This window comes from Streptomyces aureoversilis (assembly GCF_042657885.1).
Lineage (GTDB): Bacteria > Actinomycetota > Actinomycetes > Streptomycetales > Streptomycetaceae > Streptomyces > Streptomyces aureoversilis.
Genome location: NZ_JBHSKJ010000012.1, coordinates 57,403 through 77,215 on the forward strand (window position 1 = coordinate 57,403; position 19,813 = coordinate 77,215).

16 protein-coding genes and 1 pseudogene are annotated in these 19,813 nt (G+C 72.9%); 14 read left to right on the forward strand and 3 right to left on the reverse strand.

Annotated features, from left to right (window positions below; all coding sequences use genetic code 11):
- Positions 1 to 32: 32 nt before the first annotated feature.
- Positions 33 to 1,145 (reverse strand): alpha/beta hydrolase, encoded by a 1,113-nt coding sequence (locus tag ACFPP6_RS21385; RefSeq protein ID WP_382044745.1) that lies wholly within the window; start codon positions 1,143 to 1,145, stop codon positions 33 to 35.
- Positions 1,146 to 1,308: 163 nt separating this feature from the next.
- On the opposite strand from ACFPP6_RS21385, the gene ACFPP6_RS21390 reads away from it, so the two are divergent.
- From ACFPP6_RS21390 to ACFPP6_RS21420, 7 genes and pseudogenes are all read left to right on the forward strand, one after another.
- Complete coding sequence (locus ACFPP6_RS21390; protein WP_382044748.1) at positions 1,309 to 2,889, forward strand: serine/threonine-protein kinase; 1,581 nt, start codon at positions 1,309 to 1,311, stop codon at positions 2,887 to 2,889.
- A gap of 52 nt (positions 2,890 to 2,941) precedes the next feature.
- Positions 2,942 to 4,153 carry a cyclic dehypoxanthinyl futalosine synthase gene (mqnC, locus tag ACFPP6_RS21395; protein WP_382044751.1) on the forward strand — a complete coding sequence of 404 codons (1,212 nt, stop codon included), beginning with the start codon at positions 2,942 to 2,944 and terminating at the stop codon, positions 4,151 to 4,153.
- Positions 4,154 to 4,177: 24 nt separating this feature from the next.
- Entirely contained in the window at positions 4,178 to 4,837 is a 660-nt protein-coding gene (locus ACFPP6_RS21400; RefSeq protein WP_382044753.1) for an amidohydrolase family protein, read from the forward strand.
- Between the two features lie 387 nt (positions 4,838 to 5,224).
- Positions 5,225 to 5,923, forward strand: coding sequence for a demethylmenaquinone methyltransferase (locus ACFPP6_RS21405; RefSeq protein ID WP_382044756.1), 699 nt, complete (start codon positions 5,225 to 5,227; stop codon positions 5,921 to 5,923).
- 124 nt (positions 5,924 to 6,047) lie between these two features.
- Positions 6,048 to 6,119, forward strand: a pseudogene (locus tag ACFPP6_RS21410) (zinc-ribbon domain-containing protein); the annotation flags it as partial.
- A gap of 771 nt (positions 6,120 to 6,890) precedes the next feature.
- A complete protein-coding gene (locus tag ACFPP6_RS21415) occupies positions 6,891 to 7,721 on the forward strand; it encodes a hypothetical protein (protein WP_382045173.1) in 831 nt (276 codons plus the stop codon).
- Between the two features lie 109 nt (positions 7,722 to 7,830).
- Positions 7,831 to 9,108, forward strand: a complete 1,278-nt coding sequence (locus tag ACFPP6_RS21420) for a geranylgeranyl reductase family protein (RefSeq protein WP_058047629.1) — start codon at positions 7,831 to 7,833, stop codon at positions 9,106 to 9,108.
- Between the two features lie 75 nt (positions 9,109 to 9,183).
- Here ACFPP6_RS21420 and ACFPP6_RS21425 read toward each other — a convergent pair whose 3' ends face one another.
- A complete protein-coding gene (locus ACFPP6_RS21425; protein WP_382044759.1) occupies positions 9,184 to 10,206 on the reverse strand; it encodes a winged helix-turn-helix domain-containing protein in 1,023 nt (340 codons plus the stop codon).
- Positions 10,207 to 10,557: 351 nt separating this feature from the next.
- Positions 10,558 to 11,406 (reverse strand): C40 family peptidase, encoded by an 849-nt coding sequence (locus tag ACFPP6_RS21430; RefSeq protein WP_382044762.1) that lies wholly within the window; start codon positions 11,404 to 11,406, stop codon positions 10,558 to 10,560.
- A 730-nt stretch (positions 11,407 to 12,136) separates the two neighbouring features.
- Here ACFPP6_RS21430 and ACFPP6_RS21435 point away from each other — a divergent pair.
- The 7 genes from ACFPP6_RS21435 to ACFPP6_RS21465 are packed head-to-tail and all read left to right on the forward strand — an operon-like array spanning position 12,137 to position 19,800.
- Complete coding sequence (locus ACFPP6_RS21435) at positions 12,137 to 12,496, forward strand: NADH-quinone oxidoreductase subunit A (protein ID WP_058047631.1); 360 nt, start codon at positions 12,137 to 12,139, stop codon at positions 12,494 to 12,496.
- A gap of 10 nt (positions 12,497 to 12,506) precedes the next feature.
- Positions 12,507 to 13,061 carry a NuoB/complex I 20 kDa subunit family protein gene (locus ACFPP6_RS21440; protein WP_058047632.1) on the forward strand — a complete coding sequence of 185 codons (555 nt, stop codon included), beginning with the start codon at positions 12,507 to 12,509 and terminating at the stop codon, positions 13,059 to 13,061.
- The gene (locus ACFPP6_RS21445; protein WP_382044767.1) at positions 13,058 to 13,774 is read left to right on the forward strand and encodes an NADH-quinone oxidoreductase subunit C; all 717 of its coding nucleotides are present in this window, start codon (positions 13,058 to 13,060) and stop codon (positions 13,772 to 13,774) included. Before ACFPP6_RS21440 ends, ACFPP6_RS21445 begins: the two co-directional genes overlap by 4 nt.
- Complete coding sequence (locus tag ACFPP6_RS21450) at positions 13,774 to 15,096, forward strand: NADH-quinone oxidoreductase subunit D (RefSeq protein WP_382044770.1); 1,323 nt, start codon at positions 13,774 to 13,776, stop codon at positions 15,094 to 15,096. Before ACFPP6_RS21445 ends, ACFPP6_RS21450 begins: the two co-directional genes overlap by 1 nt.
- 20 nt (positions 15,097 to 15,116) lie before the next feature.
- Positions 15,117 to 15,938 (forward strand): NADH-quinone oxidoreductase subunit NuoE, encoded by an 822-nt coding sequence (nuoE, locus tag ACFPP6_RS21455; RefSeq protein WP_382045154.1) that lies wholly within the window; start codon positions 15,117 to 15,119, stop codon positions 15,936 to 15,938.
- A complete protein-coding gene (nuoF, locus tag ACFPP6_RS21460) occupies positions 15,935 to 17,296 on the forward strand; it encodes an NADH-quinone oxidoreductase subunit NuoF (RefSeq protein ID WP_382044773.1) in 1,362 nt (453 codons plus the stop codon). The genes nuoE and nuoF overlap by 4 nt, the downstream gene beginning before the upstream one ends.
- Complete coding sequence (locus ACFPP6_RS21465; protein ID WP_382044776.1) at positions 17,293 to 19,800, forward strand: NADH-quinone oxidoreductase subunit G; 2,508 nt, start codon at positions 17,293 to 17,295, stop codon at positions 19,798 to 19,800. The genes nuoF and ACFPP6_RS21465 overlap by 4 nt, the downstream gene beginning before the upstream one ends.
- Positions 19,801 to 19,813: the final 13 nt, after the last annotated feature.

Genomic DNA, 19,813 nt, shown 5'->3' on the forward strand with positions numbered 1-19,813 from the left:
AGGGCTCCCGGAACAAGCAGTCAGCCCGGAGGCTACGGGGCGACGGGGCCCACCATGTGCTCACTGATCCACTGCATGCTGCCGTCGTTCATGCCCTGGATGTAGGTCTTGGCGTTGTGCTTGCCGCCCTCGATCTTCTGCAGGCGCGTGTGGATCGGGCCCTTGTTGCCGTAGGTCGCGATGAACCTGTCCACGTGCGGGATGACGCTGGCCTCCTTCGTCCCGTACTGGAACGCGAGGTAGACGTCGGTCCCGGGCTTGTTCGCGGCGATCAGGTTCTTCGCGAGGACCTCGGGGTTGTTCTCGGCCTTCTCCTTCTCGTGGCCCTTCCACAGCGGGGAGTCCGGGACGATGTCCGGGCCGGAGGCGATCACGGCCTTGAACTTGTCCGGGTGCTTCAGGACGGCCTTCAGGCCGGAGAAGGCGCCGGAGGAGGAGCCCATGAACGCCCAGCCGTCGCGCGACTTCACCGTGCGGAAGTTGGCCTTGATCAGGTCCGGGACGTCCTCGGTCAGCCAGGTGCCCATCTTCGGCTGGCCCGGGATGTCACTGCCGTCCCAGTAGAGGCCGCCGTCGTCCGGCTTCGGGTTGAGGACCGGCATGGCCAGGATGAACGGCTTGCCCTTGCCCTCGTTGTACCACTTGGTGACCGACGACTCGAGGTGCAGGCCCCCGTCGTCCATCCAGTAGTTGTTCGGGAAGCCGGGGCCGCCGGGGAGCGCGACGAGGACCGGGAAGCCGTGGTCCTTGAACTTCGGGTCGTTGTACGCCTTGGGCGCCCAGACCCACACCTTGCCCTTGAAGCCGGACTTCTTGCCGTCCAGGGTCGTCACGGCGACCTGGGTGCCGTCGGAGAGGGTGCTGGTGTTCTTGAACTCGGCCTTGGGGCCCGTCGGCATCAGGACCTTGGAGTCCGCCTTCTGCGGGCCGTTCGCGCCGCCGGCCTGGCCGCCGCCGGGCTGGTCCTGGCCGAAGCTGACCGGCTTGCCCTTGTCCGAGAACGGGCCGAACTTGAAGTAGTTCATGATGCCGGCGGCTATCAGGCCGACCACGGCTATGGACGCCACGATGATCGTCCATCGTTTGGCGCGGGATGCGCGCTGGTGGCCCTGGGACTGGTAGGCCCCGTGTGGTGAGTACGTCATCGCGTCGCTCCGGACGTTGCTGCTGCCCCGAAGGACATGACGGTTTGTTCCGTCCTGGTGGATGGGGAAACCGCCCTGGGGGGTTCCTGGGACACCCCGTGAATTGAGTCATAGGCCGAAAAACCGGGGCCCCAGGCCCCCGCCGGGGGAGGCGAAAGGCCCGATGGAACCCTTGCTGCCGGAAGATCCGCAGGTCATCGGTGCGTACCGGCTGCTGGGCCGGCTCGGGGCGGGCGGCATGGGCCGGGTCTACCTGGGCCGCAGCGCCGGCGGCCGGACCGTCGCGGTCAAGGCCGTTCATCCCCATTTTGCCCTGGATGAGCAGTTTCGCGCGCGTTTCCGGCGCGAGGTCGAGGCCGCGCGCAGCGTGGGCGGGGCGTGGACGGCTCCCGTGCTGGACGCGGACCCGGACGCCGCGGTGCCCTGGGTGGCGACCGGCTACGTGGCCGGCCCCTCCCTCACCGAGGCCGTCCTGGCCGGTGGTCCCCAGCCCGGGCGGACCGTGCGGGCCCTCGGGGCGGGGCTCGCGGAGGCCCTGGCCGCCGTCCACGCGCTCGGCCTCGTCCACCGCGACGTCAAGCCGTCCAACGTGCTGCTCACCCTCGACGGGCCCCGGCTGATCGACTTCGGCATCGCCCGGGCCACGGACGGCACGGCGTCGCTGACCGCCACGGGCGTCTCGGTCGGCTCGCCCGGCTACATGGCCCCGGAACAGATCCTCGGCCACGGGGTGACGGGGGCGGCCGACGTCTTCTCCCTGGGAGCGGTGCTCGCCTACGCGGCGACGGGCGAACCGCCCTTCGCCGGGGACGGCGCGGCGGTGCTGCTCTACAAGGTCGTCCACGAGGCGCCGGTCCTCGGCCCGGGCCTCACCGGGGACCTGCGCTCCCTGGTCGGTGAATGCCTGGCCAAGGATCCGGCGGCCCGTCCGGCCCCCGAGGAGGTCGCCCGCCGGCTGGCCCCGGAGGGCGCCGGCGCCCTGGTGGGCGCGGGCTGGCTGCCCGGGCCCGTGGTGGAGCGCGTGAGCCGGCGGGCGGTGGAGCTGCTGGACCTGGAAGGGGGAGCGCCCACGGCCCTGGACGCGGGCCCGCTCCGGACGGACGCCACCCCGTCCCCCGCCGGCGCCGCCCCGCCTCCCGTGGACGCCGTGCCGCTCCCGTGGGGCGCGGGGCAGCCTCCGCTGGGCGCGCCGCCCGCGACGGAGGGCGCGGAGCCCGCCCGGAGAGCCGGTGACCGGCGGCGCAGAACGAGGGCCGTGCTCGTCGCGGTCGGCGCCCTCCTGGTCGCGGCGGCCGTCGCCGCGATGCTCGGCCTCGGCCTCCTGCGGGGCGGGAACGGCGACGACGGCGGGTCCGGCACCACCACCGGCGCCGGGGGCGGCCGGGCGAAGTCCGTGCCCGAGCAGTTCCTCGGCACCTGGACCGGGCAGGTCGTCCAGAGCGACGGCACCCCCAACGGCACCATGACCGCCGTCATCGCCGACGGCGCCCCCGGCGCCTACGTCGTCCGCACCACCTACTCCGCGCTCAACGTCCTGGAGTGCCGCAGCAAGGGCAAGCTGCTCACCGCCGTCCCCACCCGGCTCACCCTGGAGGAGGCCACCGACGGCACGCCGTCGCTCGGGTGCACGGGCGAGACCGCACGGATCACGTTCTCCCTGGCCGCCGACGGCAAGCTCATGTACACGTCCGAGGACACCAAGGGCGGCAGCCCCCACGCAACCCTCACCCGCCGGGACGGATGAGGGCTGGCGTAGGCTGACGGTCGTGTCAAACCCCCTCCGAAGGGACGCCCCGGTGAGCGAGAAGGCCGACCTCACGACCATTGATGTCACAGCCGTCCTCGACCGCGCCGCCGCCGGTGGCCGCATCACTCCCGAGGAGGCGCTGGAGCTCTACCGCTCCGCACCGCTGCACGCGCTCGGCGCGGCGGCCGACGCGGCGCGCCGCAAGCGCTACGCGGGCACCGAGCACATCGCGACGTACATCATCGAGCGCAACATCAACTACACGAACTCGTGCGTCACCGCGTGCAAGTTCTGCGCCTTCTACGCCCCGCCGAAGAGCGACAAGGTCTGGACGCGCCCCCTCGACGACATCCTGCGCCGCTGCGCGGAGACCGTGGAGCTCGGTGGCACGCAGATCATGTTCCAGGGCGGCCACCACCCGGACTACGGCGTGGAGTACTACGAGGAGCACTTCTCCGCCATCAAGAAGGAGTTCCCGCAGCTGGTGATCCACTCCCTCGGCGCGTCCGAGGTGGAGCACATGGCGCGGATCTCCGGGGTGAGCGCGGAGGAGGCCATCCGCCGCATCCACGCCGCCGGCCTGGACTCCTTCGCGGGTGCCGGCGCCGAACTCCTGCCCGCCCGGCCCCGCAAGGCCATCGCGCCGCTGAAGGAGTCCGGCGAGCGCTGGCTGGAGATCATGGAGCTCGCCCACACCCTGGGCGTCGAGTCGACCTCCACCATGCTGATGGGCACCGGCGAGACCAACGCCGAGCGGATCGAGCACATCCGGATGATCCGTGACGTGCAGGACCGCACGGGCGGCTTCCGCGCCTTCATCCCGTACACCTACCAGCCGCAGAACAACGTGCTGAAGGGCCGTACGCAGGCGACCGTCTTCGAGTACCTGCGGATGATCGCCATCGCGCGGCTGTTCCTCGACAACGTCGCCCACATCCAGGGCTCCTGGCTGACCGTCGGCAAGGAGGCGGGCCAGCTCGCGCTGCACTACGGCGCGGACGACCTGGGCTCGGTGATGCTGGAGGAGAACGTCGTCTCCTCGGCCGGTGCCAAGCACCGCTCCAACCGCATGGAGCTCATCGACCTCATCCGCAAGGCGGGCCGCGTCCCGGCGCAGCGCGCCACCACGTACGAGCACCTGCTCGTGCACGACGACCCGGCGAACGACCCGGTCGACGACCGCGTCGTCTCGCACCTGTCGTCGACGGCGATCGAGGGCGGCACGGCCCACCCCGAGCTGAAGCTCATCGACGCGAGCTGACGCCCGAGCCGTGCTGAGGATGCCGTGCTGACGATCCACACCGCCGGCCTGCTGCTGACCGCCGCCCCCGGCGCCGTTCCGGTGCCCGGCGGCGCCGTCGCGGTGGACGGCGGCAGGATCGCGGCGGCCGGCCCGTACGAGGAGGTGGCCGCGGCCTGCCCGGGGGCGCGCGTGCGGCGCTGGCCGGGCGTGCTGACGCCCGGTCTGCGCCAGTGGCACGCGGCGTGGCTGCTGGGGAACGCCTATTTCCCGGATCCGCGCGAGTACGACGAGCTGGGGGACCGCCCGCTCACAGGCGAGCGGCTCGCGGCGCTGGAGATGACCGAGACCCGCCGGGCGGGCAGCGTCCGGCGGGGGCTGCAGCAGATGCTGCGGCACGGCACCACGGCGGTGGCCGCGATGGGCCGCTTCGAGGACCCGGTGGTGGCGACCGCGGTCGCCCGGTCGGGGATGAGGGTCGTATCGGCGCGCCTCGCGCCGGGGATCCTGACCGGCGGTCCGGACCTCGATCCCCTGAGGGAGGGCCGGGACCTGCCGGGTTCCGTCGAGGCGCCGCTGGCCGCCGGTGGTCCGGCCGACCTCGCCGCCTTCGACGTGCCGGACGAGGCGGCGCTCCTGGCGGCGGGCGCGGGGTCGTGCGTGGCGACGGTGCTGGGCGGCCGGCTGGTGTACCGGAGGCGCTGAGCGGAGGCGCTGAGCGGAGGCCGTGCGCCCCCCGCCGCCGCCCGCCGGGCCCGCGCACCGGCGTCAACGAGCCGTATGGAGGGCGTCCGCGCACGTCAGGGGCCCGTCAAGGCGGAAGGCCGAGGTCCGTTCCGCGGGGCAGGATGGGCAGTGCGGGGACGGCCGCTACGGACGTCCCGCGGTGCCACTGTGGAGGGCCCTGGCAACGGTTCGTCAGGCCGGGCCGCAAGGGCGCGCAACGCCGGGCGGGGGGTCCGGCGGTCCCGGGGAGCGGGGGCTCCCGGGACGAGCGCAGTCGGCACCGCAGGGCGGCCGGTCCTTCCCGGGCGCGCCGTCCCCGTCCAACCCTCTGCGTCCCCTCCCGCCCCGGGGGTGAACAATGGGGACGTGACCCGAGCATCCCTGGACAAGCAGCCGCACGAAGTCGCCGCGATGTTCGACGACGTGGCGGCCAAATACGACCTCACCAACGACGTGCTCTCGCTCGGCCAGGCCCGTCTGTGGCGCAAGGCCGTCGCCCGGGCCGTCGACGCCCGCCCGGGGGAGAAGGTCCTGGACCTCGCGGCCGGGACGGGCACCTCCTCGCTGCCGTTCACCATGGCCGGCGCCTACGTCGTGCCGTGCGACTTCTCGGTCGGCATGCTGCGCGAGGGCAAGAAGCGCAACCCCTGGATGCCGCTGACCGCGGGCGACGCCACCCGGCTGCCCTTCGCGGACGGGGTGTTCGACGCCGTCACGATCTCCTTCGGGCTGCGCAACGTGCAGGACACCGGCGCCGCGCTGCGCGAGATGCTGCGCGTGACCCGGCCCGGCGGCCGCGTGGTGATCTGCGAGTTCTCCACGCCCACGTGGGCGCCCTTCCGCACGGTCTACAGCGAGTACCTGATGCGGGCCCTGCCGCCGGTCGCGCGGGCCGTCAGCAGCAGCCCCGACGCGTACGTCTACCTCGCCGAGTCGATCCGCGCCTGGCCCAGCCAGCCGGAGCTCGCCGCGCTGCTGCAGGAGGCGGGCTGGTCGAAGGTCGCCTGGCGCAACCTCACGGGCGGCGTCGTCGCCCTGCACCGGGGCACCAAGCTCCCGGAGTGACGCGTCCGGAGCGGGCCGGGTCCGGGGCGCGGGCTGACGGATTGTCATGGGCAGGGCGTCCCGAGTCGATACGATCAAGCTACCCCCGCCCTCCGAACGACCCGCCCGAGCTCCGGAGCGCTCCATGACCTTGCCCTGCTGTCCCGCCTGCGGTTCCACGCTCCCCGCGGAAGCGCGCTTCTGCATGAAGTGCGGGCGGGAACGACCGCAGGAGCCGGAACCGGCCGCGGTGGGTGACGGCGGGGCGGAGGCCCCGCCGATACCGGGGCCGCCGGGTGCGGCGGCGGTACCGGCCCCGCCGGCCGCGCCGGCGGTACCGGACAAGCCCGGCGCGGCGCCGGTACCGGCCCCATTGGCTGCGGCGCCGGGTGTGGACGCGGCGCCGGGTGCGGCCCCGGCTCCGGCGGTCCCGGCTCCCGCGGCACCGGCCCCTGCGGCGCCGGTCCCCGGGGCCCCGACTCCCGTGGCCTCCGCTCCCGCGGATGCTGCTCCCGGGGCCTCCGCTTCAGAGGCCCCGGCTCCTGGGGCTTCGGCTCCCGTGGCCTCCGCCCCTGCGGTGCCTCCTCCCGCGACCCCGTTCCCTGGGTCCCCGGTCCCCGCGGCCTCCGCCCCCGTGGCCTCCGCTCCTGCGGCCCCGGCCCCCGGGTCCCCTGGTCCCGGGGCCTCCGCTCCTGCGGCGCCTGCTCCCGGGTCCCCGGTCCCCGCGGCCTCCGCCCCCGTGGCCTCCGCTCCTGCGGCGCCTGCTCCCGGGGCCCCGGCCCCCGCGGCCTCCGCCCCCGCGACCCCCGCCCTCGCCCCCGTGCCCCCCGTTCTTCCGCCGCCCCCCGCGCCCTGGACCGTGCCCGCCGCCGGTCCCGCCGCGCCTGCCGCTGCACCTGTGTACGCCGCCGGACCGGCGCCGGCACCGGTACCGGCGTCCGCGCCCGGGACGCCCCCCGGTGCCGCGCCCGGCCGTACCGCCCCGTCCTTGCCGCCCGCGCCGGAGGCGAACCCGCTCACCGTCATCGGCCCCACGCCCGAGTTCTTCGTGCTCCCCAAGGCCCGCCGCAAGCTCAACCTCGGCTGGGTGGCGGCGGCCGTGGCGGTCGTGGTGATCGGCGGGGCCGTGGGTGGCGGGATCCTGCTGACGCAGGGCAAGGACCACGGCAAGCGGGACGCCGCCCGCATCGAGGACACCGAGTCCGTGGAGCCGGCGCCGCCCACGACGGCGCCGGGCACCCCGCCGTCGCCGTCCGCCTCGCCCTCCGCGTCGCCCTCCGCCTCCGCCTCCGCGTCGGCGTCCCCGTCCGCCTCCGAGTCCGCCTCGGCCTCGCCGTCGCCGTCCGCGTCGTCGTCGGCGCCCGCGGCGGGCGGCCCTGCGCCCGCGGGGTACGAGAACGTGTCGGCCCCGGAGGGGTTCTCCCTCGCGGTGCCCCAGGGCTGGCGCCGTGAGGACAACGGGAGCGGCCAGATCGACTACGCGGGCCGCACCGGCAGCGAGTACCTGCGCATCGGCATCGTGCACGGCACCAAGCAGTCCGCCTACGACCACTTCCAGGACCTGGAGAAGGGCGTGGCCCAGCTGAACGGCTACAAGCGGGTCAAGATGGCGCGCAACACCTTCCAGGGCCGCCCGGGCGCCCTGTGGGAGTGGACCTGGGTGGAGAAGTCCTCGGGCCGCACCATGCACGGCTACAACCAGGCGTACGTGGACGGTTCGGGCACGGAGTACGCCATCATGTTCCGCGGCCGGGACGGCGGCGGGGACGCGTACCGCAAGCCCTTCGACACGGCGCTCGGCTCCTGGCGGGCCGGGTAGCGGGGCGCGCTCCGGCGCCCCCTGAACGGCCGGGTGGCCCCCGCCCGGCCGCCGCCGGGCGGCTCATAGACTCGGGTGACCAGTCCTCAGCCGAACGGGAGAGCCGACCGTGACCGATACCGAACACTCCGCGGATGTGATCGTCGTCGGGGCCGGCCCGGCCGGGTCGACCACCGCGTACTACCTCGCCAAGGCCGGACTGGACGTCCTCCTGCTGGAGAAGACGGCGTTCCCGCGCGAGAAGGTGTGCGGCGACGGGCTGACCCCCCGTGCCACCAAGCAGCTCGTGGCGATGGGCATCGACATCTCCGAAGAGGCGGGCTGGCTGCGCAACAAGGGCCTGCGCATCATCGGCGGCGGCGTCCGGCTGCAGCTCGACTGGCCGGATCTCGCCTCCTTCCCGGACTACGGACTGGTCCGCAAGCGCGACGACTTCGACGAGCAGCTGGCCCGCAACGCGGTGAAGGCCGGCGCGCGGATGTACGAGCGCTGCAACGTCGGCGCGCCCGTCATCGACGACCGCACGGGCCGGATCGTGGGCGTCGAGGCGAAGCTCGGCGAGGAGAAGACCCCGGTCACCTTCCGCGCCCCGCTCGTCGTCGCGGCCGACGGCAACTCCTCCCGGCTGTCGCTGGGCATGGGCCTGCACCGCCGCGAGGACCGCCCCATGGGCGTGGCCGTGCGCACCTACTTCACCTCCCCGCGCCACGACGACGACTACCTGGAGTCCTGGCTGGAGCTGTGGGACCGGCGCGGCCCGAAGGACCGGCTGCTGCCCGGCTACGGCTGGATCTTCGGCATGGGCGACGGCACGAGCAACGTCGGCCTCGGCGTGCTCAACACCTCCGACTCCTTCAAGGAGCTGGACTGGCGCGAGGTCCTCAAGGCCTGGTGCGCCTCGATGCCCGAGGACTGGGGCTACACCCCGGAGAACATGACGGGCCCCATCCGCGGGGCCGCCCTGCCCATGGCCTTCAATCGCCAGCCGCACTACACGCGCGGCCTGCTGCTGGTCGGCGACGCGGGCGGGCTGGTGAACCCGTTCAACGGCGAGGGCATCGCGTACGCCATGGAGTCCGGGCAGATCGCCGCGGACGTCATCGTCCAGGCCCACGCGCGCGCTTCGTACGCCCAGCGCGAGCTGGCCCTGCAGCGCTACCCGAAGGTCCTCAAGGACACCTACGGCGGCTACTACACGCTCGGCCGGGCCTTCGTGAAGCTCATCGGCAACCCGAAGGTGATGAAGATCGGCGCCCAGCACGGCCTGACGCACCCGCTGCTGATGAAGTTCACGCTGAAGATGCTGGCGAACCTGACGGACCCGCAGGGCGGGGACGCGATGGACCGCATCATCAACGGACTGAGCCGGGTCGCGCCGAAGGCGTGACGCACGGGCGCCGCACGGGCTTCCACCCTTCGGGTGGCTTCCGGGCGCCCCGGGCCGCCCGCTCCGGTCCGCTGATCACACCACCCCGTTGAGCAGCGCCTGTCCCAGCGGGGTGAGCGTGTGGTGCACGGAGGGGCCCGTGCGGGTGGTGCTGAGCAGGCCCGCCTCCCGCAGCACGGTCGCGTGCTCGCTCGCCGAGGCCGGGGAGATACCGGTGCGGCGGGCGAGCTGTGCGGTGCTGCCGCCCTCGGCCGCCGCGTCCAGCACGCGGGCGCGGGTGCGCCCGAGCAGTGCGGTGAGCCGCCCGAGTTCGCCCGGCGCGGCGGGGCGGGAGAGGACCGCCTGGTAGGCGGACAGTTCGAGGGCGACGGGGTAGCACAGGTCGATCGGCGCTTCGTCGTCCGCGCTGTGGGCGCGCGCCGTGGGGTGCGGCCAGAAGAACGAGGGCGTGAGCGTCAGGCCGCGCCCCGCCAGGTGCACGTCGTGGAATTCCCGGTGGAAGCCCTCGTTGTGCATGCAGGGCACGTGCAGCACGGGCGACTCCCAGCGCACGGTGGGGTGCAGGGTGGAGAGCAGGTGCTCGACGCCCTGTTCCGCGGCGGTGCGGATGCGGCGCGTGCGGTCGGCCTGCACGCAGGCGGTGACCTGCGACCAGTACGGCGCGAGGGCCGTCTCCCAGTACGAGCGGAAGGCCTGGTCGACGGTGCGGGCGGCCGGGCGGTCGGCGGTGTGCAGGTCGCCGAACCACTGCGGCACGGGGCGGTGGTCCAGCGCGCACTCCAGCTCGGCCGTCCAGACCTTCCGCGGCAGGGACCACACGGACTCCAGGCTCTCCGCAAGCGAGCCGGCCCCGTCCTCGGCGTGCAGGAACGCCTCGGGGAGGTACTCGCCCATGTTGGCCGGGGCGAGCTCCAGCAGGGGCCGCATGAGGGGGCTCAGGCCGCGCTGGGTGCGGTGCCGCCAGCCGTCCAGGGCGATCCCGCCCATCCACCGGTTCTGCAGCACGGGCAGGCTCAGCGCCGCCTCCGCCAGCGGATCGGGGCCGGGCACGAGGCGCACCCTGCCGAGATCTTCGGGGCCGAAGTGGATGCGTAGCACGGTGACCGAAGGTAGCGCCCCGGCGGTATCGGCCAACTGTCCAGATCTGGACAACTTTACGGGGGGCCCGGATTCGGTGTCCGCCGAAGGGCTTTGTCCCCGCGGTGACGGTGATTGCAGACTTCACATACCGGGACGGGCGCTTCTCATGCGGCTCGGAGCGTCCGCCCCGGTACCGGGGGAGGCACGGACGTCCTGGGGGCGACGGGGGTCGCAGGGTGTCCGTGCGGGCAGGCCGCGCCGCGGGCCGTGCGGGGGACACGGCCGCCGGCGGGCATGCCGAAGGGCCGCCGTCCCGAGCGGTGGGACGGCGGCCCTTCGCAGGTGTGCGAGCCGCTGGGCGGTCCGGCGTCAGAGGACGCGGACGGCACCCGTGGGCGGGGAGTAGCTCATGTCGCGCTCGACGATGCCCGTGCTCGGGTTCTGCGCGCCGATGAACTTGCCGCCGCCGATGTAGACGGCCACGTGGTACGCGCTGCCCGCGGAGCCCCAGTAGAGGATGTCGCCGACCTGCAGGTTCGAGGTCGACACCTGGGTGCCGGCCGTCGACTGGTCCTGCGAGACGCGCGGCAGGTCGATGCCGATCTGGCTGTAGGCGGCCATGACCAGGCCGGAGCAGTCGTAGGAGGACGGGCCGGTGGAGCCCATCACGTACGCCTTGCCGACCTGGGCCCGGAGGAAGGAGACCAGGGAGGCGGTGCTGCCGGTGGCGGTGCCGCTGCTCTTGGAGGGGGACGAGGCGGGGGCGTCGGCGTCCTCGGAGGTCTGGGCGGCGGACTTGCTGCTCAGGCTCTGGCGCTCGTTGGCGCGGGAGGCGCGGGCCTCTTCCTTCTCGCGCTTCTCCTTGGCCGCGGCGGCCTTGCGCTCGGCCTCCGCCTTGCGCTCGGCCTCGTCGGCGGCCTTCTTGGCGGCGGCCTCGACCTTGCTGGTGGCCTCGTCCTGCTGCGCGCGCTCCTGGTAGTCGAAGGCGGTCTGCTGGGTGGCCGCCGCGCTCTGCGCGATGGACGTGGCCAGGGCCGCGTTGACCGCGGGCATCTCGACGGTCGCCTCGACGGGCTTCTCGGCGGCGGTGGCGGAACCGGCGCCGGCCACGGCCAGGGTGCTGAGGACGCCACCGGCAACACCAGTGCGGACGACCCACGACTGGGTGGCCGTACGACGGGGCTTCCGGTGGCTGGTTATGTGCGCGTTGGGGGACATGGGACAACGGACTATCAGTCCGCGCAGGTTGAGTTCAATAAAGGTGACGTGCGTCACAATTGACGTGGACGCGCCCAGAATTCGGGCATTTGATCACGGGAACATCACGGCGCCCCGCGCCCTGCCGACCCCTATCAGCCGCCTCAGCATGGGGTTTTGGCCATCGGTCATGATCGGCGATGGTCATATCACCATCACGGCTCACGTGTCGAGGCTACCCGGCAAAACCGGCCCTAGACCCGTCCGGCGCGTGGCGCAGCTCACGTCCCGCCCGCCCCGTACGAGCTCTCGTGAACGGAGGCACCAGTCGTCGCCCGGCGCGGCCTCCGAGGCGATGCCGGGTCAGCGGACAGCGCTCCTATATCAGTTGAAGGCACCCGGTGCCAATTTGCGTGCGCGCGGCATCGCTTGATAATGCGACACCCTTCCGACCAGCTCTGGAGCATCCGATTGTCACCTCTGGTGATCACTCGGCCGCTTCGTGTATGAAGATCGCCGCTCATCCGACTTGATGATCGTTCGTCAGGTGGTGGAGATCACAAACGCGGGTGTGTACCCCGTGTCGCAGATCACAGACCGGCGGGCATAGGATGCAATCGACCCGGGCTTGTGAACTGCCTCACATATCGGTGATCTTCGCGGTGATCTCCGGTGGTCGTCACCGTGGGCGGTGCGCCCGACCGGGTCCGGTAAGCCGGCAGTCAGCGTCGACTGGAAGGAGCGAGGAGCGGTGAACGCCTACGCGCCCATCCTCGTACTGGGAGCCCTCGGGGCAGGCTTCGCGATCTTCTCCGTGGTCATGGCCTCGCTCATCGGGCCCAAGAGGTACAACCGCGCCAAGCTCGAGGCCTACGAGTGCGGTATCGAGCCCACCCCGCAGCCCGCGGGCGGCGGGCGCTTCCCGATCAAGTACTACCTGACGGCGATGCTCTTCATCGTCTTCGACATCGAGATCGTCTTCCTCTACCCCTGGGCCGTCACCTTCGACGCCCTGGGTCTGTTCGGGCTCGTGGAGATGCTGCTCTTCGTGCTCACCGTCTTCGTCGCCTACGCCTACGTCTGGCGCCGCGGCGGCCTGGAATGGGACTAGGGGGCACCACATGGGACTCGAGGAGAAGCTGCCCAGCGGCTTCGCGCTGACCACCGTCGAGCAGGCCGCCGGCTGGGTCCGCAAGTCGTCCGTCTTCCCGGCGACCTTCGGCCTGGCCTGCTGCGCCATCGAGATGATGACCACCGGCGCCGGCCGTTACGACCTGGCCCGCTTCGGCATGGAGGTCTTCCGCGGCTCGCCCCGCCAGGCCGATCTGATGATCGTCGCCGGCCGGGTCAGCCAGAAGATGGCCCCCGTCCTGCGCCAGGTCTACGACCAGATGCCCAACCCCAAGTGGGTGATCTCCATGGGCGTCTGCGCCTCCAGCGGTGGCATGTTCAACAACTACGCGATCGTCCAGGGCGTCGACCACATCGTGCCGGTCGACATCTATCTCCCCGGCTGCCCGCCGCGGCCCGAGATGCTCATGGACGCGATCTTGAAGCTGCACCGGAAGATCCAGGGCGAGAAGCTCGGGGTGCACCGCGAGGAGGCCGCCCGCGAGGCGGAGGAGGCGGCCCTCAAAGCCCTGCCGTTGATCGAGATGAAGGGGCTGCTGCGGTGAGCGAGCAGGAACGGGTCCCCCCCGAGCAGGTCCCCGCCCAGCGGGAGGAGACCGGCGAGGCCGTCCGCGTCCAGCGCGGCATGTTCGGCGCCCGCAACGGCGGCGACACCAGCGGCTACGGCGGCCTGGTGCGGACCGTACGGCTGCCCGGCGAGGCCACCCGCCCTTACGGGGGGTACTTCGACGAGGTGGCGGACGAGTTCGAGGGCGCCCTGGAGGAACAGGGCCTCCTTCCGGAGAACGTGATCGAGAAGACCGTCGTCGACCGCGGCGAGCTCACGTTCCACATCGCCCGCGAGCACCTGCCCCGCGCCGCCCGCACCCTCCGCGACGACCCCGCGCTCCGCTTCGAGCTGTGCACGGGCGTGAGCGGAGTGCACTTCCCCGGCGACAAGGGCCGCGAGCTGCACGCCGTCTACCACCTGCGCTCGATCACCCACAACCGGCTGATCCGGCTGGAGGTGAGCGCCCCCGACGCCGACCCGCACATCCCGTCGGTCGTCGACGTCTACCCCACCAACGACTGGCACGAGCGCGAGACCTACGACTTCTTCGGCATCGTCTTCGACGGCCACCCCGCGCTCACGCGGATCATGATGCCGGACGACTGGCAGGGCTTCCCGCAGCGCAAGGACTACCCCCTCGGCGGCGTTCCCGTCGAGTACAAGGGCGCCCGCATCCCGGCTCCGGACGAGCGGAGGTCGTACAGCTGATGAGCGCATCACAAGCAAGCCCGCGCGAGACGACGGAAGGCACCGTCTACACGGTCACCGGCGGCGACTGGGACGAACTCGCGGCCACCGCCCAGCAGGCCGACGACGAGCGCATCATCGTCAACATGGGTCCGCAGCACCCCTCCACCCACGGAGTGCTCCGGCTGATCCTGGAGATCGACGGCGAGACCGTCACCGAGGCCCGCTGCGGCATCGGCTATCTGCACACCGGCATCGAGAAGAACCTCGAATACCGGACCTGGACCCAGGGCACCACCTTCGTCACGCGCATGGATTACCTGACGCCGTTCTTCAACGAGACGGCGTACTGCCTCGGCGTGGAGAAGCTCCTGGGCATCGAGGAGCAGATCCCCGACCGCGCGTCGGTCATCCGCGTGCTCCTGATGGAGCTGAACCGAATCTCCTCCCACCTGGTGTGCATCGCCACCGGCGGCATGGAGCTCGGCGCCACCACGATCATGATCTACGGCTTCCGGGACCGCGAGCTCGTCCTCGACATCTACGAGCTGATCACCGGCCTGCGCATGAACCACGCCTACGTCCGCCCCGGCGGCCTCGCGCAGGACCTGCCGCCCGGCGCCGTGGACCAGGTGCGCGAGTTCGTGAAGAAGATGCGCAAGAACCTGCCGGAGTACGACAAGCTCGCCACCGGCAACCCCATCTTCAAGGGCCGCCTGCAGGACGTCGGCCACCTCGACCTCGCCGGCTGCATGGCCCTCGGCGCGACCGGCCCCATCCTGCGCGCCACCGGCCTCCCGCACGACCTGCGCAAGTCCCAGCCCTACTGCGGCTACGACACCTACGACTTCGAGGTGCCGACCGCCGACACCTGCGACTCCTACGGGCGCTTCCTGATCCGCCTGGAGGAGATGCACCAGTCCCTGCGGATCATCGAGCAGTGCCTGGACCGGCTGGCCCCCGGCCCGGTCATGGTCGCGGACAAGAAGATCGCCTGGCCCGCCCAGCTGGCCCTGGGCCCCGACGGCCTCGGCAACTCCCTCGACCACATCAAGAAGATCATGGGCACCTCCATGGAGGCCCTGATCCACCACTTCAAACTGGTGACGGAGGGCTTCCGGGTCCCGCCCGGCCAGGTCTACGCCGCGGTCGAGTCGCCCAAGGGCGAGCTGGGCGTCCACGTCGTCAGCGACGGCGGCACCCGCCCCTACCGCGTCCACTTCCGCGACCCGTCCTTCACCAACCTGCAGTCCATGGCGGCGATGTGCGAGGGCGGCCAGGTGGCCGACGTGATCGTCGCGGTGGCCTCTATTGATCCCGTGATGGGAGGCGTCGACCGGTGACTCATGACGTACAGCTCGGGATGCCTCGGCTTCCCGCGCCCGACTATCCCGCCGACGTACGGGAGCGGCTCGCGGCCGACGCGCAGGAGGTGATCGCCCGCTACCCCGACAGCCGCAGCGCGCTGCTGCCGCTGTTGCACCTCGTGCAGGCCGAGGAGGGCCACGTCACCCGGACCGGCCTGCGGTTCTGCGCCGAGGTGCTCGGCCTGACCACCGCCGAGGTCACGGCGGTCGCCACCTTCTACACCATGTACCGGCGCGAGCCCGGCGGCGAGTACCAGGTGGGCGTGTGCACCAACACCCTGTGCGCCGTCATGGGCGGCGACGCCATCTTCGAGGGCCTGCGCCGCCACCTCGGCATCGGCAACGGCGACACCACCCCCGACGGCAAGATCACCCTTGAGCACGTCGAGTGCAACGCCGCCTGCGACTTCGCGCCCGTCGTGATGGTCAACTGGGAGTTCTTCGACAACCAGACGGTCGAGAGCGCCAAGGCCCTCGTGGACGACCTGCGCGCCGGCCGCGGCGCCGATCCGACCCGCGGCGCCCCGCTGTGCACCTTCCGGGAGACCTCCCGGATCCTCGCCGGCTTCCCCGACCCCCGCCCGGGCGCGGTCGAGGCGAGCGGCGGGGCGGGCCCGGCCTCCCTGGCGGGGCTCCGGCTGGCCAAGGGCGACAGCGCCGGCCCGGCCCGGGTGGGCCCGCCCCGCGGCGCCCCGCCCTCCCCCGGGCACCGGCAGCAGCCCGGCGAGCACCTCAGCTCCCATGACGCCCCGCAGAAGACATCCGCCTCGGACCCCGACCACCCCGCCGGACCCGTCACCGAGGAGGGGGAGGGATGACCATGGCACCAGCGATGGGGGAGACGAGCCCGGAAAAGCTGCTCGCTCCCGTGCTGAGCGCCTTCTGGGACGAGCCACGCTCCTGGACCCTGGAGACCTACCTGCGCCACGAGGGCTACCAGGGCGCGCGCAAGGCGCTCGCGATGGCCCCCGACGACGTCATCGGCTACGTCAAGGACTCGGGCCTGCGCGGCCGCGGCGGCGCGGGCTTCCCGACCGGGATGAAGTGGCAGTTCATCCCGCAGGGCGACGGCAAGCCGCACTACCTCGTGGTCAACGCGGACGAGTCCGAGCCCGGGGCCTGCAAGGACATCCCGCTGCTCTTCGCCGCCCCGCACACCCTCGTCGAGGGCATCGTGATCGCCTGCCACGCGATCCGCTCCGAGCGGGCCTTCATCTATCTGCGCGGAGAGGTCGTGCCGGTGCTGCGCCGGCTGCACGAGGCCGTGCGCGAGGCCTACGCCGCGGGCTACCTCGGCAAGAACGTCCTCGGCTCCGGGATGGACCTGGAGCTGACCGTGCACGCGGGTGCGGGCGCGTACATCTGCGGCGAGGAGACCGCCCTCCTCGACTCCCTGGAGGGGCGCCGCGGCCAGCCCCGGCTCCGGCCGCCCTTCCCCGCCGTCGCGGGCCTCTACGCCTGCCCCACCGTGGTGAACAACGTCGAGTCCATCGCGTCGGTTCCCGCGATCCTCAACAAGGGCAAGGAGTGGTTCCGCTCGATGGGCACCGACAAGTGCCCCGGATTCACGCTCTATTCGCTCTCGGGCCACGTCGCGAACCCCGGCCAGTACGAGGGGCCCATGGGCATCACGCTGCGGCAGCTGCTCGACATGAGCGGCGGCATGCGGCCGGGCCACCGGCTGAAGTTCTGGACGCCGGGCGGCTCCTCCAGCCCCATGTTCACCGCCGAACACCTCGACGTGCCGCTGGACTTCGACAGCGTGGGCGCCGCCGGCTCCCTGCTGGGCACCAAGTCGCTGCAGTGCTTCGACGAGACGACGTGCGTGGTGCGCGCGGTCACCCGCTGGACGGAGTTCTACGCGCACGAGTCGTGCGGCAAGTGCACCCCCTGCCGCGAGGGCACGTACTGGCTGGTCCAGCTGCTGCGCGACATCGAGGCCGGCAAGGGCCGCAAGTCCGACCTCGACAAGCTCGCCGACATCTCCGACAACATCAACGGCAAGTCCTTCTGCGCCCTCGGCGACGGCGCCGCGGCGCCCATCCTCTCCTCGCTGCAGCACTTCCGCGCGGAGTACGAGCAGCACATCACGGGCCGGGGCTGCCCCTTCGACCCGTCGAAGTCGACCCTGTGGGCCGACGGCCCGCAGAACTCCCACCTGGAGGTGAACGCGTGACGGTCACGACGTCTGCCCCCTCCGGAGGAGGGGGCGCGGAGCCGCCGCCGGAGGACCTCGTCTCCCTCACGATCGACGGCGCGGCGATCTCCGTCCCCAAGGGGACGCTGGTCATCCGTGCCGCGGAGCTGCTGGGCATCGAGATCCCCCGCTTCTGCGACCACCCGCTGCTCGACCCCGCCGGCGCCTGCCGGCAGTGCATCGTGGAGGTCGAGGGCCAGCGCAAGCCGATGGCCTCCTGCACCATCACGTGCACGGACGGCATGGTCGTCAGGACGCAGCTGACCTCGCCCGTCGCCGAGAAGGCGCAGCGCGGCGTGATGGAGCTGCTGCTGATCAACCACCCGCTGGACTGCCCCGTCTGCGACAAGGGCGGCGAGTGCCCCCTGCAGAACCAGGCGATGACGGCGGGGCAGGCCGACACCCGCTTCGAGGGCCGCAAGCGCACCTTCGAGAAGCCGGTGCCGATCTCCCCGCAGGTGCTGCTGGACCGCGAGCGGTGCGTGCTGTGCGCGCGCTGCACCCGTTTCTCCCAGCAGATCGCGGGCGACCCGATGATCGAGCTGCTGGAGCGCGGGGCGCTGCAGCAGGTCGGCACGGGCGAGGGCGCGCCCTTCGAGTCGTACTTCTCCGGCAACACCATCCAGATCTGCCCGGTGGGCGCGCTGACCTCGGCGGCGTACCGCTTCCGCTCGCGCCCCTTCGACCTGGTGTCGTCGCCGTCGGTGTGCGAGCACTGCGCGGGCGGCTGCGCGCTGCGGACGGACCACCGGCGCGGCAAGGTGATGCGCCGCCTCGCCGCCGACGACCCCGAGGTCAACGAGGAGTGGGTGTGCGACAAGGGCCGCTTCGCGTTCCGCTACGCGCAGCGCCCGGAGCGCTTCGTCCACCCGCTCGTGCGCAGCGCCGAGGGGGTGCTGGAGCCGGCGAGCTGGCCGGAGGCCCTGGAGGCCGCGGGGCGCGGGCTGGCGGCCGCGCGCGGCAGAGCGGGCATCCTGACGGGCGGCCGGCTGACGGTCGAGGACGCGTACGCGTACGCCAAGTTCGCACGGGTGGCGCTCGACACGCACGACGTGGACTTCCGGGCCCGGGTGCACAGCGGTGAGGAGGCGGACTTCCTCGCAGCCCGCGTCGCGGGCCGCGGCCGGGATCTCGACGGCAGCGGGCTGACGTACGCGGCGCTGGAGAAGGCCCCGGCGGTGCTGCTGGTGGGCTTCGAGGCGGAGGAGGAGGCGCCCGGCGTCTTCCTGCGGCTGCGCAAGGCCTGGCGCAAGCACGGGCAGCGCGTCTTCGCGCTCGCCACGCACGCCAGCCGCGGCCTGGAGAAGGCCGGCGGCACGCTGCTGCCCGCCGCGCCCGGCACCGAGACCGAGTGGCTGCGCGCGCTGGCCGACGCGGCGGGCCTGGACGCCCCGGGGCAGGCCGCGGCCGACGCCCTGCGCGCCGACGGGGCCGTGATCGTCGTCGGCGAGCGGCTCGCGGGCGTGCCCGGCGCGCTGTCGGCCGCCGTCGCGGCGGCCGCGACGACCGGGGCGCAGCTGGTGTGGATCCCGCGCCGGGCGGGGGAGCGGGGCGCGATCGAGGCGGGGGCCCTGCCGGGGCTGCTGCCCGGCGGCCGCCCGGCCACCGACCCGCGCGCGCGCGAGGAGACCGCGGCCGCCTGGGGCGTGTCCGACCTGCCGCGCAGCCCCGGCCGGGACACCGGCCAGATCGTGGAGGCGGCGGCCAGGGGCGAGCTGGGCGCCCTGCTGGTGGGCGGCGTCGAGGTCGCGGACCTGCCCGATCCGGCACGCGCGCGTGAAGCGCTCGACGCCGTCGGCTTCCTGGTCAGCCTGGAGCAGCGGCCCAGCGAGGTGTCGGACCGGGCGGACGTCGTCCTGCCGGTGGCGGCCGTGGCGGAGAAGGCGGGCACGTTCCTCAACTGGGAGGGCCGGGCCCGCCCGTTCGAGGTGGCGATCAAGCCCGATCAGTTGCCGCGCCGCCACGTGCCGGCGGACGCCCGCGTGCTGCACATGCTGGCGGACGCCATGGGCATCGGGCTCGGCCTGCCGGACGTCGACGCCGTCCGCGCGGAGCTGCGCCGCCTCGGCCCCTGGGACGGGGCGCACGCCGCGGACCCGGTCGAGGCCGCCCGGCCGCTGCCGCAGCCGGCCGCGGGCGAGGCGGTGCTCGCGGGCCACCGGATGCTCCTGGACCAGGGGCGCCTGCAGGACGGTGACGACGCCCTCGCCGGCACGCGGCACGCGGCGTTCGCCCGGCTGTCGGCGGCGACCGCCGCGGAGGTGGGCGTGCGCGACGGCGAGCTGCTCGCGGTGACGGGCCAGGCCGGGACGGTGCGGCTGCCGCTGCACGTGACGGCCATGCCGGACCGCGTGGTGTGGCTGCCGCTGGACTCGGCCGGCGGTGGCGTCGCCGGGGACACCGGCGCGTGCCCCGGCGAGCTCGTACGGATCGGGGCGGATTCCGGTGAGGGCACCGGGACCGGGACACCGGAGGCGCGGTAGTGAACGCTGTGGA